Below are 15744 nucleotides of genomic sequence, written 5' to 3'. Positions count from 1 at the left end.
TTCGTGACCGACCATTCCGCGTCGAATCCGCTGGTGGACTACCCCGGTCTGCCGCCGTTTGAGCGTATCCATGCCGACCACGTCGAACCCGCCCTGGATTACCTGATCGCCGAGGCGCGAGAGCGCATCGAAGCCCTTCTCGATAATCAGGAAGGTTTCACGTGGAACAATTTCGTTGAACCGCTCGAGCGTGAGCTCGATCGGCTCACCCGCATGTGGGGGCCGGTCCGGCATCTCCATGCCGTGTTGGGCGATGATGCGCTGCGGGCCGTCTATAACCGCTGCCTGCCGAAGCTCAGCCACTTCCACACGGAACTGGGCCAGCATCGCGGTCTCTATGCCGCCTGGCGGCAGATCGCGGAAGGCAATGAGTATCAGCACCTCGACGCGACGCAGCGCAAGGCGGTCGATGATGCCCTGAGGGATTTCCGTCTCGGCGGTGTGGCGCTGGAAGGTGACGACCGTGAACGCTTCGCCGCGATCGAGGCCGAGCTTGCCGAACTGGAGTCGCGATTCCAGGAGAACGTGCTCGATGCGACCAACGCCTGGCGCAAGCCGATCACGAATGAGGACGACCTGTCGGGCCTCGGGCCCGATGCGCTGGGTATGGCCCGGGCAGCGGCGGAACGCGAAGGTGTGGACGGCTGGCTGCTGACCCTGGAGTTCCCGCTCTTCCACGCCGTCATGACCACGGCCGATGACCGTGAACTCCGGCGTGAGGTGTATGAGGCGTGGACTACGCGCGCATCGGATCAGGGTCCCGACGCCGGTAAGTGGGATAACGGCCCGGCGATGGAGAAGATCGTCGCGCTGCGTCAGGAGAAGGCGCAGCTGCTCGGCTATGCCAACTACGCCGAGTTGTCGCTGGCGACCAAGATGGTGCGCCGACCCGATGAGGTGTTGCGATTCCTCAATGACCTCGCGGGGCGAGGCCTCCCGGCCGGGCGCGCGGAGATCGAGAGCTTGCGGGCGTTCGCGGTGGAACATCTCGGGATCGATGACCTGCAGGCCTGGGATACGGCCTACGCGAGCGAGAAGCTCCGCCAGGCGCGCTTCAATATCTCCGACGAGATGCTGCGCCCGTTTTTCCCGGCGCCCCGCGTAATCGATGGCCTGTTCCGGATCGCCCGAACCCTGTACGGCATCGATATCGAACCGGTCGAAGGCGTGGAAACATGGCACGACGACGTCTCATACTATCGTGTACTTGACGCTAACGGCATCGAACGCGGCGGCTTCTACCTTGATCTCTATGCCCGGCCGGGGAAACGCGGCGGCGCCTGGATGGATGGGTGCACGAGCCGCATGCGGTTTGAGGACGGCGTGCGGTCACCGGTTGCGTTCCTGACCTGCAACCTCACACCGCCGGTGGGGGATCGCCCCGCGCAGTTCACCCACGATGAGGTGATCACGCTGTTCCATGAGTTCGGTCACGGCCTCCACCACATGCTGACGCTGGTGGATGTGCCCAGTCTCGCGGGCATCAATGGCGTCGAGTGGGACGCCGTCGAACTGCCGAGCCAGCTGATGGAAAACTGGTGCTGGGAGCGCGAACCCCTCGATATGATCGCGGGCCATGTCGACGACGGATCGCCGCTTCCCGAAGAGCTGTTCAATCGCCTGCACGAAAGCCGACATTTCCAGGCGGCGCTCGGCCTCATGCGCCAGCTCGAGTTCTCGCTGTTCGATTTCCGTCTGCACCTGGAGCATGAGCAGCCGAGCGTCGACGACATTCAGCAACTGCTGGAGCAGGTCCGTAATCAGGTCGCGCTCGTGCATCCACCGGCCTTCAATCGCTTCGCCCACGGTTTCATGCACATCTTCGCGGGCGGCTATGCGGCCGGGTATTACAGCTACAAGTGGGCGGAAGTCCTCTCGGCCGACGCCTTCGGGAAGTTCGAAGAGGCGGGCATTCTGGATCGCGAGACGGGCGAGTCCTTCCTGCACGCCTTCCTGGAACAGGGCGGCTCGCGCCCGGCACTGGAATCCTTCAAAGCCTTCCGCGGCCGCGAACCCGACCCCAACGCCCTGCTGCGCCAATCCGGCCTGGCTGCGTGAATCGCGCGGGTTCGTGAAAGAAAGAACCACGAATGAACACGAATGGACACGAATGGTTCTGAGGGTGCCGATGCGTTCGTGGAGGAACGCTGAAACGGAGGCGGGGTGGAACCGGGGGTTGAGAACCACGGATGGACATAGATGAACACGGATGGCGTTTCGGGTTGACCACTGGTGTTGGAGCTTCGCTGAAGGCTTGCACTGATTTCTCGCGGCTCCCCGGGGCCACAAAGGTATCAGCGCAAGCTCCGACACGACTTCCTGGCCCCGAAGAACTATTCGTGTGCATTCGTGTTCATTCGTGGTTCCAAAAAACCTGTCGTACGCTCCATGACATCAGCGAAGCTCCCCAAAGCGAACTGCCCCCGGGAGCCAATCTGTGTTCATCCGTGTCCATCCGTGGTTCCCGCCTTCCCGGGCGCCAAAGAACAACCTAAACGATTGATTTTTATATATTTATGAAAATTGCCAGCTGGAACGTCAATTCGCTCAAGGTTCGTCTGCCGCAGGTTCTGGCCTGGTTGGAGGAAGCGCAGCCGGATGTGCTGGGGATCCAGGAGACGAAACTGACGGATGAGAATTTCCCGCGCAGGGCATTCGAGGACGCCGGCTGGCACGTCGTTTTCAGTGGGCAGAAGACATACAACGGGGTAGCACTGGTCGCGCGTACCCAGCCCACGGAGGTCATCCGTGATATCCCGGGGCTCGACGATCCGCAGCGCCGGATTCTCGGCGCCACCGTCAACGGTGTCCGGATCTACAACCTGTACGTCCCCAATGGTTCCGAGGTCGGTAGCGAGAAGTATGCGTACAAGCTGGATTGGCTGGAGAAGATGACGGCGCACCTGGCCGACGAGCGCACTCGTCACGAGCGCCTCGCCGTGGTCGGCGACTTCAACATCACGCCGGCGGATACCGATGTCCACGACCCGGAAGCCCTGGCCGGCGAGATCCACTGCAGTGAACCCGAACGCGCGGCCCTGCAGCGTCTGTGCGGCGTCGGGCTGACCGATACGTTCCGCCTGTTCGAGCAGCCCGAGCGCGCGTTTTCCTGGTGGGACTACCGCATGAACGCCTTCCGCCGGAACCTCGGGCTGCGCATCGACCTCGTGCTCGCCTCGGACATGCTGCGCGATGCCTGCGAGTCGTGCGTGATCGACGTCGCACCCCGCCGCAACGAGCGCCCGTCCGACCACGCGCCCGTGATCGCCGCCTTCGCGGCCTGAGGGGGCGGCTATGGAATACCGCGACCTGCGTGAGTTCATCGAGGGACTGGAACGCGCCGGCGACCTGGTGCGCGTCCGGCATCCGGTCGATCCGTATCTGGAAATGACGGAGATCTGTGACCGGACACTGCGACGCGGCGGGCCCGCGCTGCTGTTCGAGCAACCGAAGGGGTTCTCGACTCCGGTACTGGGCAACCTGTTCGGGACCGAGTCCCGGGTCGCGCGCGGCATGGGCGCCGAGGACAAAGAGGCCTTGGGCGAGATCGGCCGCCTGCTCGCGTTCCTCAAGGAGCCCGATCCCCCGAAGGGCATCCGTGAGGCATGGAAGAGCCTGCCGTTGTACAAGAAAGTTCTCGACATGGCGCCGAAGACGGTCCGCCGCGCGCCCTGTCAGGAGGTCGTCCAGTCCGGTGCCGAGGTCGATCTCTCGCAACTGCCGGTACAGACCTGCTGGCCCGGCGACGCCGGTCCGCTGATTACCTGGGGGTTGGTGGTGACCCGTGGCCCCGAGCGCGAACGCCAGAACATGGGCATCTACCGCCAACAGGTGATCGCCCCGAACCGGGTGATCATGCGGTGGCTCGCGCAGCGGGGCGGGGCGCTCGATTTCCGCGACTGGCAGGCCGCGCACCCGGGCGAACCGTTCCCGATCGCGGTCGCCCTGGGCGCCGACCCGGCGACGACGCTGGCCGCGGTCACGCCGGTACCGGACGCGCTCTCCGAACACGCCTTCGCGGGCCTGCTGCGGGGCAGCCGCACGGAACTCGTGCGCTGTATCGGCTCCGACCTGCAGGTACCCGCGCGGGCCGAGATCGTCCTCGAGGGCCACCTGCACCCGGGCGATACAGCGCCCGAAGGCCCGTTCGGCGACCACACCGGGTACTACAACGAGGTCGAGGAATTCCCCGTCTTCACCATCGACCGGATCACCCACCGCCGGGATCCGATCTACCACTCGACCTACACCGGCCGCCCGCCGGACGAGCCGGCGGTGCTCGGCCTCGCGCTGAACGAGGTGTTCACGCCGCTGCTGCGCAAGCAGTTCCCGGAGATCGTCGATTTCCACCTGCCGGCGGAGGGCTGCTCGTACCGTTTCGCGGTCGTGACCATGAAGAAGCAGTATCCGGGCCACGCCAAGCGCGTGATGCTTGGGGTCTGGTCTTTCCTGCGACAGTTCATGTACACCAAGTTCGTCGTGGTGACGGACGACGACGTCAACGCCCGCGACTGGAACGACGTGATCTGGGCGATCACCACGCGCATGGATCCGCGGCGCGATACCACCTTCATCGACAACTCGCCTATCGACTACCTCGACTTCGCCTCACCAGTCGCCGGGCTCGGGTCCAAGATGGGGATGGACGCCACCAACAAATGGCCCGGCGAGACCGACCGCGAGTGGGGCCGCCCGATCCGCATGGACGATGCCACCGTCGCTCGAGTGGATGCGATCTGGGACGAGTTGGGGATCGATACGTCGACGTGAGGGACTGCGTGATGTCGGCGGGCTGATCCAGTGTGGGCTTTGGTTCTCGCCAAGGCGCGAAGGGCGCCAAGGGGCGCCAAGGAAAGCCTTAAGAAAACACGTAGGTCGGGTTGTAACCCGACAACGACCTGTCGGAGGGTACGGCGATCAGGTCATGGAGAGGGATCTCACCCGCCGCTTCAGGAGTTCCGTGCGGGGTGCAATCCCGCAGAGCCGGGGGCCACCAAGTGTCGGGTTACAACCCGACCTACGCCTTTCTTCGCGTCCCTTGGCGCCCTTTGCGCCTTGGCGAGAACCATCACCCATATATCCTGCCCGACCACGCCTGATTCAGGGCATCGTCCACAATAAACCCGCCGAACTTGGCACGCGCAAAGAATTGCGCCACTATCGGGGCGGTTCAACAACCCGGTGGGGGCCCAATGCGCCAGATCATGGTTCTGAACGCGAAGGGAGGGTCGGGCAAAAGTACCATTGCGACCAATCTCGCGAGTTACTACGCCACCCAGGGCAAGGACGTTGTCCTCGCCGATCTCGATCCCCAGGGTTCGTCGCTTGCGTGGCTCGAGGAGCGGCCCGCGGGCCGGCCGCCGATCCGTGGGGTCGATGCCACCACCAAAGGCGCACGCCTCCCGCGCAGCGCGGATATGGCCATCTTCGACGCGCCCGCAGCCGTGCACGGTGCCGACCTCGGCAATCTCATGCGCCGGGCCGACACCTTCATCGTCCCCGTGCTGCCGTCTCCTATCGACTGGCGAGCCGCCGATAACTTCCTCGAAGAGATGCGGCGCAACAAACGGATCCAGTCCAGGCAGGCAAAATTCGCCCTGATCGAGAACCGCGCCCGCACCTACACCCGGGTCTACGGCGAGCTCGACCAGCATCTGCGTCGCCAGCGCGTGCCGATCCTCACCACCCTGCGCGACAACATGAACTATATCCGGGCGGCGGAACGGGGGCTCGGCATTTTCGAACTGGCGCCGTATGCCACGGTCACCGATCGTGAGCAGTGGCAGCCCGTGGTCCGCTGGCTCAACAGCAAGCGCAGCAAGCCGGGCTGAGCGATACCGGGCCGGTGGCGTAACCACGGCCGCCCTTCAGTCCGACCGCTCCGGGCACCGCGTGTCGGACTGAAGCCCGACCTACAGGAATTCCCGACGGCACGGTCCTCCGCCTTTCCTGGTGCCTTCTGCACCGCGGCGGGACTGGAACGCCCTCGGATCGCGTCCCGCCACCCGCTGCGGCCCTTCCGCAAGCCGCGCTGATCGGCCACAATCGCCGATTCTCCAACCCAGTCCGAGCGAATCCCGATGGCGAACCGCGTCGTTATCCGCCCCAGTGGCCATGAGATCGATGTCGAATCCGGCGAGAGCGTGCTCGATGCCGCGCTGCGTCAGGGATACGCGCTGCCGTACGGCTGCCGTAACGGCACCTGCGCGGCCTGCCTCGGCGAGATCGTCAGCGGCTCGTTCAGTTACACGGGCGGGCGTCCGCCGGCATTGACGGAAGAGGGCGAAGCGGCGGGCCAGGTGATCCTCTGCCAGGCGCAGCCACAGGAAGACGGCGAGGTCGAGGTCCAGGAGGTGGAAGCGGCCCGCGATATCGTCGTGCGCACGCTGCCGGTCCGGCTCGCCGCGATCGAAGAGCTCTGCCACGACGTCAAACTCCTGAAACTGAAACTGCCCGCGGCCGAGCGCCTGCAGTTCCTGGCGGGGCAGTACATCGATCTCCTGCTCAAGGACGGCAAGCGCCGCAGCTTCTCGCTCGCCAACCCGCCGCACGACGACGACTACCTCCAGCTGCACGTGCGGCGCGTGCCGGGGGGCCGTTTCTCGGATCAACTGCTCGAGGACATGAAGCCCAAGGCGGTCCTGCGCTTCGAGGGCCCGCTGGGCTCATTCTATCTGCGCGAGGAATCGGACCGGCCCGCGATCCTGATGGCCGGCGGCACCGGTTTCGCTCCGCTGAAGAGCATGGTCGAGCACGCGATCGCCAGCCGGAATCACCGTCCGCTGCACATCTTCTGGGGCGTGCGCGCCAAACGCGACCTCTACATGGCGGAACTCGCGCAGAGCTGGGCGGAGACCCATGACTGGATCGAGTTCACGCCGGTGTTGTCCGATCCCGAGCCCGAGGACGAATGGACCGGCGCCACCGGTTTCGTGCACGAGGTCGTGGCGCAGCGCTACCCGGATCTCAGCGGTCATGAGGTCTACATGTCGGGCCCGCCACCGATGATCGAAGCCGGCCGAACGACGTTCCGCGCGGCGGGCCTGCCGCGCGATGCGCTGTTTTTCGATTCCTTCGATTACGCGCCCGATGCGGTCCAGGGGATGGCCGCAGCCGGAATCGATCCCGGCTGAGCGAGTTGGGGCCTCGGCGTCGGCGCGCGCGGCTCGCCCGGACGGTCACCCAGACGGGTTGCTCGAGCCGAAACGCGGTAGCCGGGACTCACTCGCTCGCGCGAGCGGTCGGCAGCAGCGCCTGCTCCGGCAGATCCGTCGCCCCGGCCAGCAGTCGCTCTCTCGGGATCCGGGCGGGACCCCGCCTTCCGTTGCCGTCGCCGCTTTCCACGGCCTTTGCCAGCCCCGTCCGGTACTGCTCGCGTGCGGGCCCGAACTCGCCAAGTTCGTCCAGCAGGTTCGCCAGCTCGAAATACGTCTCCGCGCGCGGCTCGATGCCGATGCTCGATTCGAAATAGATCCGTCCCTTGCCCCAGAGGCGGTTACGCACGCACAGCCGGCCCAGAGTCAGCAGCAGCATCGCGCTGCGCCCGTGCTCCTTGAGCCAGGCCTCCGCGTGTTCCAGTTGCCGCTGGGGTTCTTCACAGCGGATGCGGCCGTAACAGCGGGCCAGGCGCTCGTCCCATTGGCGACCAAGCACATGGCGGACCTGCTTCTCCGCCGTTTCGTTCCCATCCACATTCATCAGGCGTTCGGCGTACGCCAGCACGATATCCGGGTCGTCGCGCATCCGCCGCGACAGCGACTCATGGACCGCCTTGATCGCCGCGCCATCCATGCCCCGTTCGGACAGGCGCCCGAGTGCCGCCGCGCGCTCCAGCATGTCGATCCGCTCGCGCGCCAGGACCTTGCGGCTGCGCAGCTCGGGGACGAGCTCGCTCAGACTCTCCCAGTCCTCGGTCTCGGCGTAGAGCCGTGCCAGCAGCTTGAGGACATAGCTGTGCTGCGGTGCCAGCCCGCGCAGCCGGTTCAGCGTCGCGAGTGCATGCTCGGTCTGATGATGGGCGAGCTGCAGTTCCGCCTGCGTGAGTGATACGGCCACGTCCGCCTCGGGGTTGGCCTCGATCGCCGCCTTGAGATAATTGTCGCGGCGCTCGTAGGCACCGGCCTGCTGGGCCGCCCGCGCGGCCGCGAGATAATGCAGCAGGGCGGTATCGGAATCCGGCGCGTGCCGCGTCAGGATCTTCTCCGCCTGCCCCCAGCGGCCCTCGGCCATCTCGATCAGGCCGCGCGTGAGTCCGCGCCGCGAGCGTTCGGTGCGGCGCCCGTAGCTACCCCTACGCAGCGCGCGCGGCGTGCGCACGACGAGCCCGAGCAGCCGGAGCACGATATAGAGCAGAACAAAGGCCAAAACCAGTGCTGCGATCAGGAACGCCAGCGTGGTCTCTACCGTCCAGAGCCCGACCTCAAGATAGACGTAGCCGGGATACTGCTGGAGCATTACCGCGCCGCCCACGGCGGCGGCGAGCAGGAGGATCGTAATGAGGAGCAAACGCATGGATCAGTCCTCCGCCTCGTCGCCTGTGGCCGGAGTGTCCTCGCGGCTCGATTCGATTCGCGCCGAGAGCTTTTCGGCGAGATCCACGGTCGGTGCCAGGTCGGGCAGCTCGACCTCGACGGGCCGTTCCCGTAACCACGCCAGCCCCTCGCGGAAGCGCTCGGTAACCGGCACATCCGTTTCAAAACCGTTGTCCAGCGCCGTCGACGCCCGCTCCAGTGCGCGCTGATATGCTGCCGGGTCACGCGCCAGCGCCGCGCTGCGGGCCCGCTCCAGCGCCAGCACCAGGCTATCCGCCTCCGGCAGTTCCGTAGACGGTTGTGGCCGGCCGGGTTCGGGCGCCGCCTCGCGCCGACGCACGGTCACGAATCGATCCAGCCTCGTGACGAGCGAATCCCACCAGCCCCCGGCGCCGGTGCCATCGCCCGTGGCGTCAGTAACGGTTGTCCGGCTGCCGGCGGCGGGCAGTTCAGGCACGCGCCCGAGCAGATTCTGCAGCCGCAGCGCGATGCCCTCGATATCCGCGGTCTCCACCGAGCGCAGGGCGGAAAGGTTGTCGACGATACGCTGGCGCAGCGGCAGCAGTCGTACGTCGCCGAACTCGCTGATGGCCTGGTCGGCCGATTCGAGTGCGGCGACCGCACTGCGAACGTCGCGGTCGATCATGACGCGGCGCTGGGCGATCGCGAGCAGGTAACGGATTTCCGCCAGGCGCCAGTTGATATGATCCCGGGCCGCGAGTTCGCGGATATCTTCAACGCCCGATTCCAGCGTCGCCAACCGTTCGCGCACCTCGCCGAGCGCCTCATCGCGCGCGGAGATCAGCGCGTCCGCCTTGTCGTCGACCGCGGCCTGGAGGCGTTGTTCGAACTGGCGCTCGAGCGTCTGCAGCGCGGACCGCTCTGCCAGCGGCTCCAGCGCCGCTGCGCGCTGCGCGGGGATGTCGGCGACGCGCTCTTCGAGCCTGTACAGGCGCCACCCGAGATAACCGGCGGCGCCGGCCGCCACGAGGGCGATCAGCAGCGCCAGCGCAAGCACCCACCTGCCGCCGCGCCGCCGCGGTGGGCCCGCGGCGGCCGCGCCGTCATCCGTACCGTCGCCGTCGTCGTCCGCACTGCTGTCCCGGGAACCCTCCCCGCCGTGGTCGGCAGTCGCTGGCTCCGCCTCGTCCGTGTCGGCCCCCTCGCGCGAGCCTGACTCGCTCTCCGGGTCCGGCTCCTGAGGCTGCCCCGAGTCCGGCTCAACCGCGTTATCCGGTTCCGTGCGATCCGTGGACGCGTCCGACGACTCCTCCGGCGCCGGCATGCGCTCGTCGCTCTCCTCGGGACCGGGCTTATCGCTGCGCCGGTCATCGTCCGAACGTTGATCGTTCATGCGGACCCCGTTTTTCCCTGCGATGACGATATGGCCAGTTGTTCGGCCGCGGTAATGATCGATTCGCTGTTGGCACCTCCGGCTACCGCGATCGGCCCCGTGAACCCGGCCTCGCGCGCCTGGGTTGCCCCCCGCTCGCTTGCGGCCACCAGCGGGCGGTCAAGCATGCGTGCACGGTTGGCCGGTTCGATCATGGCAAGCAGGTTGGTCACTCCCTCGTTGCTGGTGACCGTGATCACGTCGCACCCGGCCGCCTCGGCCGGCAATGGTCCGGCCGGGCGGGCCCGCCGGTACACCTCAGCATAATCGACCCTCGCGCCGCGTGCCACGAGGCTGCGGCCCAGCAACCCGCGTCCACCTTCGCCGCGGACGATCAGCACCCGGCGCCCGGAAACGCGTTCCGGCGCCAGCGCCGGGTGGGCCAGCAGACCCTCGCTGTCGTTCGTATTGACGGGTTCCACGGTGACGCCGAAACCGCGCTCGCGCAACGCGGCCGTGGTCGCGGGCCCGACGCCGGCGACCTCGAACGTCCCCCGCAGATCCATGCCGTCGGTGCCATGCTGCACCGCGGCGGGACTCGTGAAGATGACGATATCGTACCCCCCGGCATCGCGCGCGCCGGTCCAGGGCAGGGGCTGGATCTCGATGACGGGACAGGCAACCGGTCGGGCGCCGAGGGCCGAAAGCCGATCGATCAGGTCCCCCGCCCGCTCCCGCGGCCGGGTAACCAGTACCGAGCGTCCGGCCAGCGGCGAGGACATGACTCAGGCCGACGCGGCCGCGAGCAGGCGCTCGGCGCCCCGGCCGAGCAGTTCCTCGGCCAGCCCGCTGCCGAGGGCCTCGGCATCCGCGACCGGGCCCGCGCGTTCGCCGGCGATCAGCGCGCTGCCGTCCGGCGCCGCGACACGCGCGCGCAGGTGCATGGCGTCGTCCTCGATCACGGCGTAGCCCGCGATCGGCGACAGACAGCTGCCGCCCAGGCGATGGCTGACGGCCCGTTCGGCCCGCACACAGGCGGCGGTCTCGGCATCATCGAGCGCGCCGATCAGGGTCTCGACCTCCGGGTCGTCGCGGCGGCACTCGATCCCGAGTGCCCCCTGGCCGATCGCCGGGAGGCACAGGTCGGAATCGAGCGCGCGGGTGATCCGCGCCTCGAACCCCAGCCGTTCGAGCCCGGCCACCGCCAGCACGATCGCGTCGAACTCGCCGGCGTCCAGTTTCGCCAGCCGCGTGTTCACGTTGCCGCGCAGTTCCCGGATCCGGCAGTGGGGCAGGGCATACAGGAGCTGGCTGGCACGGCGCTGGCTGCAGGTGCCGACGACCGCGCCCTCGGGCAGTGCGCGCGGATCGTCATAATCGTTGGAGACGAAGGCGTCGAACGGGCTCTCGCGCCCGAGGATCACGGGCAGATGCAGGCCCTCGGGGAAATAACCGGGCACGTCTTTCATCGAGTGCACCGCGATATCGGCGCGGCCATCCAGCAGACCTTCCTCCAGTTCCTTTACGAACAGCCCCTTGCCACCGATCGCCGCGAGCGACCGGTCGAGGACGCGATCGCCCTCGGTCTTCATCCCCACCAGTTCGATCTCGAGATCCGGGTGGGCGGCCTGCAGGCGGCGGCCGACGAACTCGGCCTGGTACCAGGCGAGCGGGCTCTTGCGGGTGGCGATACGGAGTCTTGTCGCGGTCATGGAAGTCACCGGCCGGACTGGGTGCCGGCATTTTTCAGACGCCGGCGCACCGCCGGCAGATGGCGTCGGCTGATCTCGAGGGTGGCGTCACTGGCCTTGAACCAGATGCGGTTCTGATTGTCGGGCCCGCGGCGGAGGCCGCCGACCCAGGCTTCCGCGACCAGGGCATTGCGGTGGATGCGCATGAACCGGTCGCCGAATTCGTGCTCAAGCGATTTCAGCGATTCCTCGATGAGGAGTTCGCCGAAACGATGATGAACGGTGACATATTTATGTTCGGCGAGGAAGTACAGGACATCCGTTACCGGTACAAGCTGCAGCTCGCCGCCGAGGCGGGCGCAGATCTGCTCACGCGGCTGATCGGATTCGGGAAGGTCGGTGCGTTGTGCCCGCGTCGGCCTTTTGGCCGCCGCCAGTGAACGCGCCAGCCGGTCCGCGCGCACGGGTTTGAGCAGATAATCCGCGGCATGGGCTTCGAACGCCTCCAGCGCGTGGTCGCCATAGGCGGTCGTGAAAATCACGGCCGGGGGCGGATCGGTGTGGGCGATGTGCCGCGCCGCCTCGAGACCATCCATGCCGGGCATCCGCACGTCCAGCAGCACGATATCCGCACCGGTGTCCTCGGCGCGCCGGACCGCCTCGGCGCCGTCGCCGGCCTCACCCACGACCTCGAACCCGTCGAGCTCCGAGACCAGGCGCGTCAGCCGCGCTCTTGCCGGCGTCTCGTCATCCACCACCAGCACTTTCATGTCGTTTCGCTCCTGGCCAGCGGGATCCGGATCGTCACCTGATAATCGCCATCATCGTCCTGGACGTCCATGCGTGCCCCTTCATCGTAGGCGAATGCCAGCCGCTGGCGGACATTGTCCTGGGCGATGCGGTGGCCCTTTGACGGTCGTGGGGACGCGGGCAGGGGGTTGCTGATGGTCACCGTGACCGCGTCGTCGCCCTTGCGCGTCACGATCCGGATGCGTCCACCGGCCGTGCACTGCTCGATGCCATGATAGACCGCATTCTCGACCAGCGGCTGCAGCGACAGCGCCGGGATCTCGACGTCATCCGCATCCGCGTCGCGATCCCATTCCACCCGCAGGCGCTCACCCAGGCGCTGACCCTCGATGCGCAGGTAACTGCCCACCAGTTCCAGTTCTTCGGCCAGGGGGACATACGGCTTGTGGGCGAGCGCCGCGCGGAACAGTTCGGACAGATCCTCGACCGCATGTTCGGCGGTCGCAGGGTCAGAACGCGTCAGGCTCGCGATCGTATTCATGCTGTTGAACAGGAAATGCGGTCGGATGCGCGCCTGCAGCGCCTGTACCTGGGCCTCGGCTGAGGCCTCCACGTCGCGCTGCCATTGCGCCGTCACGTAGAAATACCGGAGCGCGATGGCACTGACGATCACGCTGATCACGCCGTTCTCGAGGAGCAGTGTGGACAGTTCCATCGTACCGAGCGGCAGGAAAATGGCGCGTGCGATCGCGTGCGCGATCCAGGTAAACGACAGTGTTACGACCTGCAGCAAACCGAACGCAGCCAATGCCGCCAGCCGGTCATCGAGGCGGGCCAGTCGACCCTGCAGCCCGCAGAGGAGCGCGATATCGACGATAGCCACCCACTGGATGAACAGCGACATCGTCGCCAGCGACCGCAATCGCTCGAACCAGTCGCCGGGGGTAGCGGCCACGAGCACGAACACGAGCAACTGCGCGATCACCATCGTGCGCAGCAGATTGCCCTGCTCACAGAAGTCCGGCAGAAACGGTCGCTTGCCAGGCTCGTTCGCGCTCATGGAGCCATCATAGACGCGCGCCGCCAGCGGTGCACATGCGCCGCGGAACTGCACGCCCTGTATCCACTCCTTTATACTTCCCCCTCGCCGACAGGAGAGCCGTAATGAGTGGCAGTGACGACAGTGGCGCCAAACCCTGGGGTGGCCGCTTCACCGAACCGACCGACGCCTTCGTCGAGGCCTTCACCGCCTCGCAGACCTTCGACCGTCGGCTCTACCGCCACGACATCATGGGCTCGCGCGCGCACGCGCGAATGCTGACCGCCGTCGGTGTCCTTACGGATGCCGAACTCGATGCGATTCTCGAAGGCCTGGACGGCGTCGAGGGCGATATCGACGCCGGCCGCTTCGAGTGGAACGACGCACTCGAAGACGTGCATATGCACATCGAGCACGCACTGACGCAACGCATCGGCGATGCCGGCAAGAAACTCCACACCGGTCGCTCGCGCAACGACCAGGTCGCCACCGACCTGCGTCTGTACCTGCGCGATGCCATCGACGGCCTCGCCACTGAACTCCGGCGCCTTTGCGAAGGCCTGCTGGAACAGGCCGGCCGTCATCCTGACGCCGTCATGCCCGGCTTTACCCATCTGCAGACCGCGCAGCCCGTGACTTTCGGTCATCACATGCTGGCGTGGTTCGAGATGCTGCTCCGCGACGCCGACCGGCTGATGGACTGCCGCAGGCGCACCAACGTGATGCCGCTCGGCGCCGCCGCGCTCGCCGGCACGCCGTACCCGATCGACCGCAACATGACCGCCGATCTGCTCGGCTTCGAGCGCCCGGCCGAGAACTCGCTCGATGCCGTCAGCGACCGCGACTTCGCCATCGAGTTCTGTCACTGGGGGGCGACCACCATGATGCACCTCTCGCGCATGAGCGAAGAGCTGGTGTTGTGGACCTCGCCCGCGTTCGACTTCGTCGACCTGCCGGACCGTTTCTGCACCGGCTCGTCGATCATGCCGCAGAAAAAGAACCCGGACGTCCCCGAACTCGTGCGCGGCAAGACCGGAAGAGTGAACGGCCACCTCATGGGCCTGCTCACGCTCATGAAGAGCCAGCCGCTCGCGTACAACAAGGACAACCAGGAAGACAAGGAACCGCTGTTCGATACAGTGGATACGCTCGCCGGTTCCCTGCGCGCCTTCGCCGACATGATCCCGGCGATCGAGATTAAACCGGAGAACATGGCGGACCGCGCCAGGAAAGGCTTCGCCACGGCCACCGATCTGGCCGACTACCTGGTCAGAAAAGGCGTCGCCTTCCGCGACGCCCATGAGATCGTCGGCAAGACCGTGCGCAAAGCCATCGATGAGAATTGCGATATCGCCGAACTCTCACTCTACGACCTGCAGCAGTTCTCCAGCGCCATCGAGCAGGATGTGTACGCAGTCCTCACCCTCGAAGGCTCCGCCGCCAGCCGCGACCACCTCGGCGGCACCGCCCCCGACCAGGTCCGCGCCGCCACAAAACGGGGCCACAATCGCCTCAACCAAACGCTCCCCCTGTAGGAGCGAGCTTGCTCGCGAACCGACAACAGGACTCCCGAACCGCCACCCCTTCAGGGGGTTCAGGGAAACTCCGCAAAAAAACCATCTCACGCAGAGGCGCGGTGCCCGCAAAGAGCCCAGAGAAAACCGTGATTGAATAGACCTTTGCTCTCCCCGCAATCTTTGCGCACCCCGCGCCTCTGCGAGGAAAAACGCACAACACCAACCCGAAACCACGATCCCTCGATCGCCCCCGAAATCCAGAACCGATTCCAGACCGAAGGGCCTGAAGTACGTCCGCATTCGCAAACACGCGCACCGGAATAACCCATGGCCAGCGAACCACTCACCCGTCTGACCTATGCCAGCACCGCCAACTTCGACACCAGTGGCGGCAGCGGCAGTGTCGACCTCGAGATCGGCCGCATCCTGCGCGCCTGCAAAATCAATAACCCGAAGCAGGGGATCGGCGGGGTACTTCATTACGGCTATGGCTACTTCTTCCAGGGTATCGAGGGACCGCGCGAAGCGGTGAACACGCTGTACCAACGCATCGCCGCTGACGACCGCCACCGCGACCTCGAGGTCCTGAGCGTGCGCGAGACCGAGACGCGGTTCTTCCCCGACTGGTCCATGAAGTACGTGCCGCTGGAAAAAGATGTGGAAGCACTGCTCAAGCGCCACGGCATGCGCAGGTTCAACCCGTACCGTTTCGATGAAGCCATCATCGATGACCTGATCCGAACGCTCGTCGAAGGCCGCGCGCCGCTCAACGACCCCGATCAGAACTACGGACGGGGCAACTCACTGCTCAAGAGAATGTTCGGCCGCCGCTGAGGTCCGCGTTCGCATCAGCAGCGGCGAGCGACCGCACAGCGCCAGCCAA

Annotated in this window: 13 protein-coding genes; 7 read left to right on the top strand and 6 right to left on the bottom strand. The window is 66.3% G+C overall.

Annotated elements, in window-relative coordinates:
* Positions 1–3: 3 nt before the first annotated feature.
* From A0W70_RS13490 to A0W70_RS13470, 5 genes are all read left to right on the top strand, one after another.
* Positions 4–2058, top strand: coding sequence for a M3 family metallopeptidase (locus tag A0W70_RS13490; protein ID WP_070989501.1), 2055 nt, complete (start codon positions 4–6; stop codon positions 2056–2058).
* Between the two features lie 458 nt (positions 2059–2516).
* A complete protein-coding gene (gene xth, locus A0W70_RS13485; RefSeq protein WP_070989499.1) occupies positions 2517–3284 on the top strand; it encodes an exodeoxyribonuclease III in 768 nt (255 codons plus the stop codon).
* 10 nt (positions 3285–3294) lie between these two features.
* Entirely contained in the window at positions 3295–4770 is a 1476-nt protein-coding gene (ubiD, locus tag A0W70_RS13480; RefSeq protein WP_070989496.1) for a 4-hydroxy-3-polyprenylbenzoate decarboxylase, read from the top strand.
* A 422-nt stretch (positions 4771–5192) separates the two neighbouring features.
* Positions 5193–5831 (top strand): nucleotide-binding protein, encoded by a 639-nt coding sequence (locus A0W70_RS13475; protein WP_070989494.1) that lies wholly within the window; start codon positions 5193–5195, stop codon positions 5829–5831.
* Between the two features lie 249 nt (positions 5832–6080).
* Positions 6081–7133 (top strand): CDP-6-deoxy-delta-3,4-glucoseen reductase, encoded by a 1053-nt coding sequence (locus A0W70_RS13470; RefSeq protein WP_070989492.1) that lies wholly within the window; start codon positions 6081–6083, stop codon positions 7131–7133.
* Positions 7134–7221: 88 nt separating this feature from the next.
* Here A0W70_RS13470 and A0W70_RS13465 read toward each other — a convergent pair whose 3' ends face one another.
* The 6 genes from A0W70_RS13465 to A0W70_RS13440 are packed head-to-tail and all read right to left on the bottom strand — an operon-like array spanning position 7222 to position 13365.
* Positions 7222–8511 carry a heme biosynthesis HemY N-terminal domain-containing protein gene (locus A0W70_RS13465; protein ID WP_070989490.1) on the bottom strand — a complete coding sequence of 430 codons (1290 nt, stop codon included), beginning with the start codon at positions 8509–8511 and terminating at the stop codon, positions 7222–7224.
* 3 nt (positions 8512–8514) lie between these two features.
* Entirely contained in the window at positions 8515–9885 is a 1371-nt protein-coding gene (locus tag A0W70_RS13460; RefSeq protein ID WP_070989488.1) for a uroporphyrinogen-III C-methyltransferase, read from the bottom strand.
* The gene (locus A0W70_RS13455; RefSeq protein ID WP_070989486.1) at positions 9882–10646 is read right to left on the bottom strand and encodes a uroporphyrinogen-III synthase; all 765 of its coding nucleotides are present in this window, start codon (positions 10644–10646) and stop codon (positions 9882–9884) included. Before A0W70_RS13455 ends, A0W70_RS13460 begins: the two co-directional genes overlap by 4 nt.
* A gap of 3 nt (positions 10647–10649) precedes the next feature.
* A complete protein-coding gene (gene hemC, locus A0W70_RS13450) occupies positions 10650–11576 on the bottom strand; it encodes a hydroxymethylbilane synthase (protein WP_070989485.1) in 927 nt (308 codons plus the stop codon).
* 5 nt (positions 11577–11581) lie between these two features.
* On the bottom strand, positions 11582–12325 hold the full coding sequence (locus tag A0W70_RS13445) for a LytR/AlgR family response regulator transcription factor (protein WP_070989483.1): 744 nt from the start codon (positions 12323–12325) through the stop codon (positions 11582–11584).
* The gene (locus A0W70_RS13440; protein ID WP_070989711.1) at positions 12322–13365 is read right to left on the bottom strand and encodes a sensor histidine kinase; all 1044 of its coding nucleotides are present in this window, start codon (positions 13363–13365) and stop codon (positions 12322–12324) included. The genes A0W70_RS13445 and A0W70_RS13440 overlap by 4 nt, the downstream gene beginning before the upstream one ends.
* Before the next feature lie 104 nt (positions 13366–13469).
* On the opposite strand from A0W70_RS13440, the gene argH reads away from it, so the two are divergent.
* Both argH and A0W70_RS13430 read left to right on the top strand, forming a co-directional pair.
* Positions 13470–14879, top strand: coding sequence for an argininosuccinate lyase (gene argH, locus A0W70_RS13435; RefSeq protein ID WP_070989481.1), 1410 nt, complete (start codon positions 13470–13472; stop codon positions 14877–14879).
* Positions 14880–15188: 309 nt separating this feature from the next.
* Positions 15189–15695, top strand: coding sequence for a BLUF domain-containing protein (locus A0W70_RS13430; RefSeq protein WP_070989479.1), 507 nt, complete (start codon positions 15189–15191; stop codon positions 15693–15695).
* Positions 15696–15744 lie beyond the last annotated feature (49 nt).

The organism is Halofilum ochraceum, from assembly GCF_001614315.2.
GTDB lineage: Bacteria > Pseudomonadota > Gammaproteobacteria > XJ16 > Halofilaceae > Halofilum > Halofilum ochraceum.
Note: the sequence above shows the minus strand (reverse complement) of the source record. Positions and strands in the feature narration are given on the sequence as shown.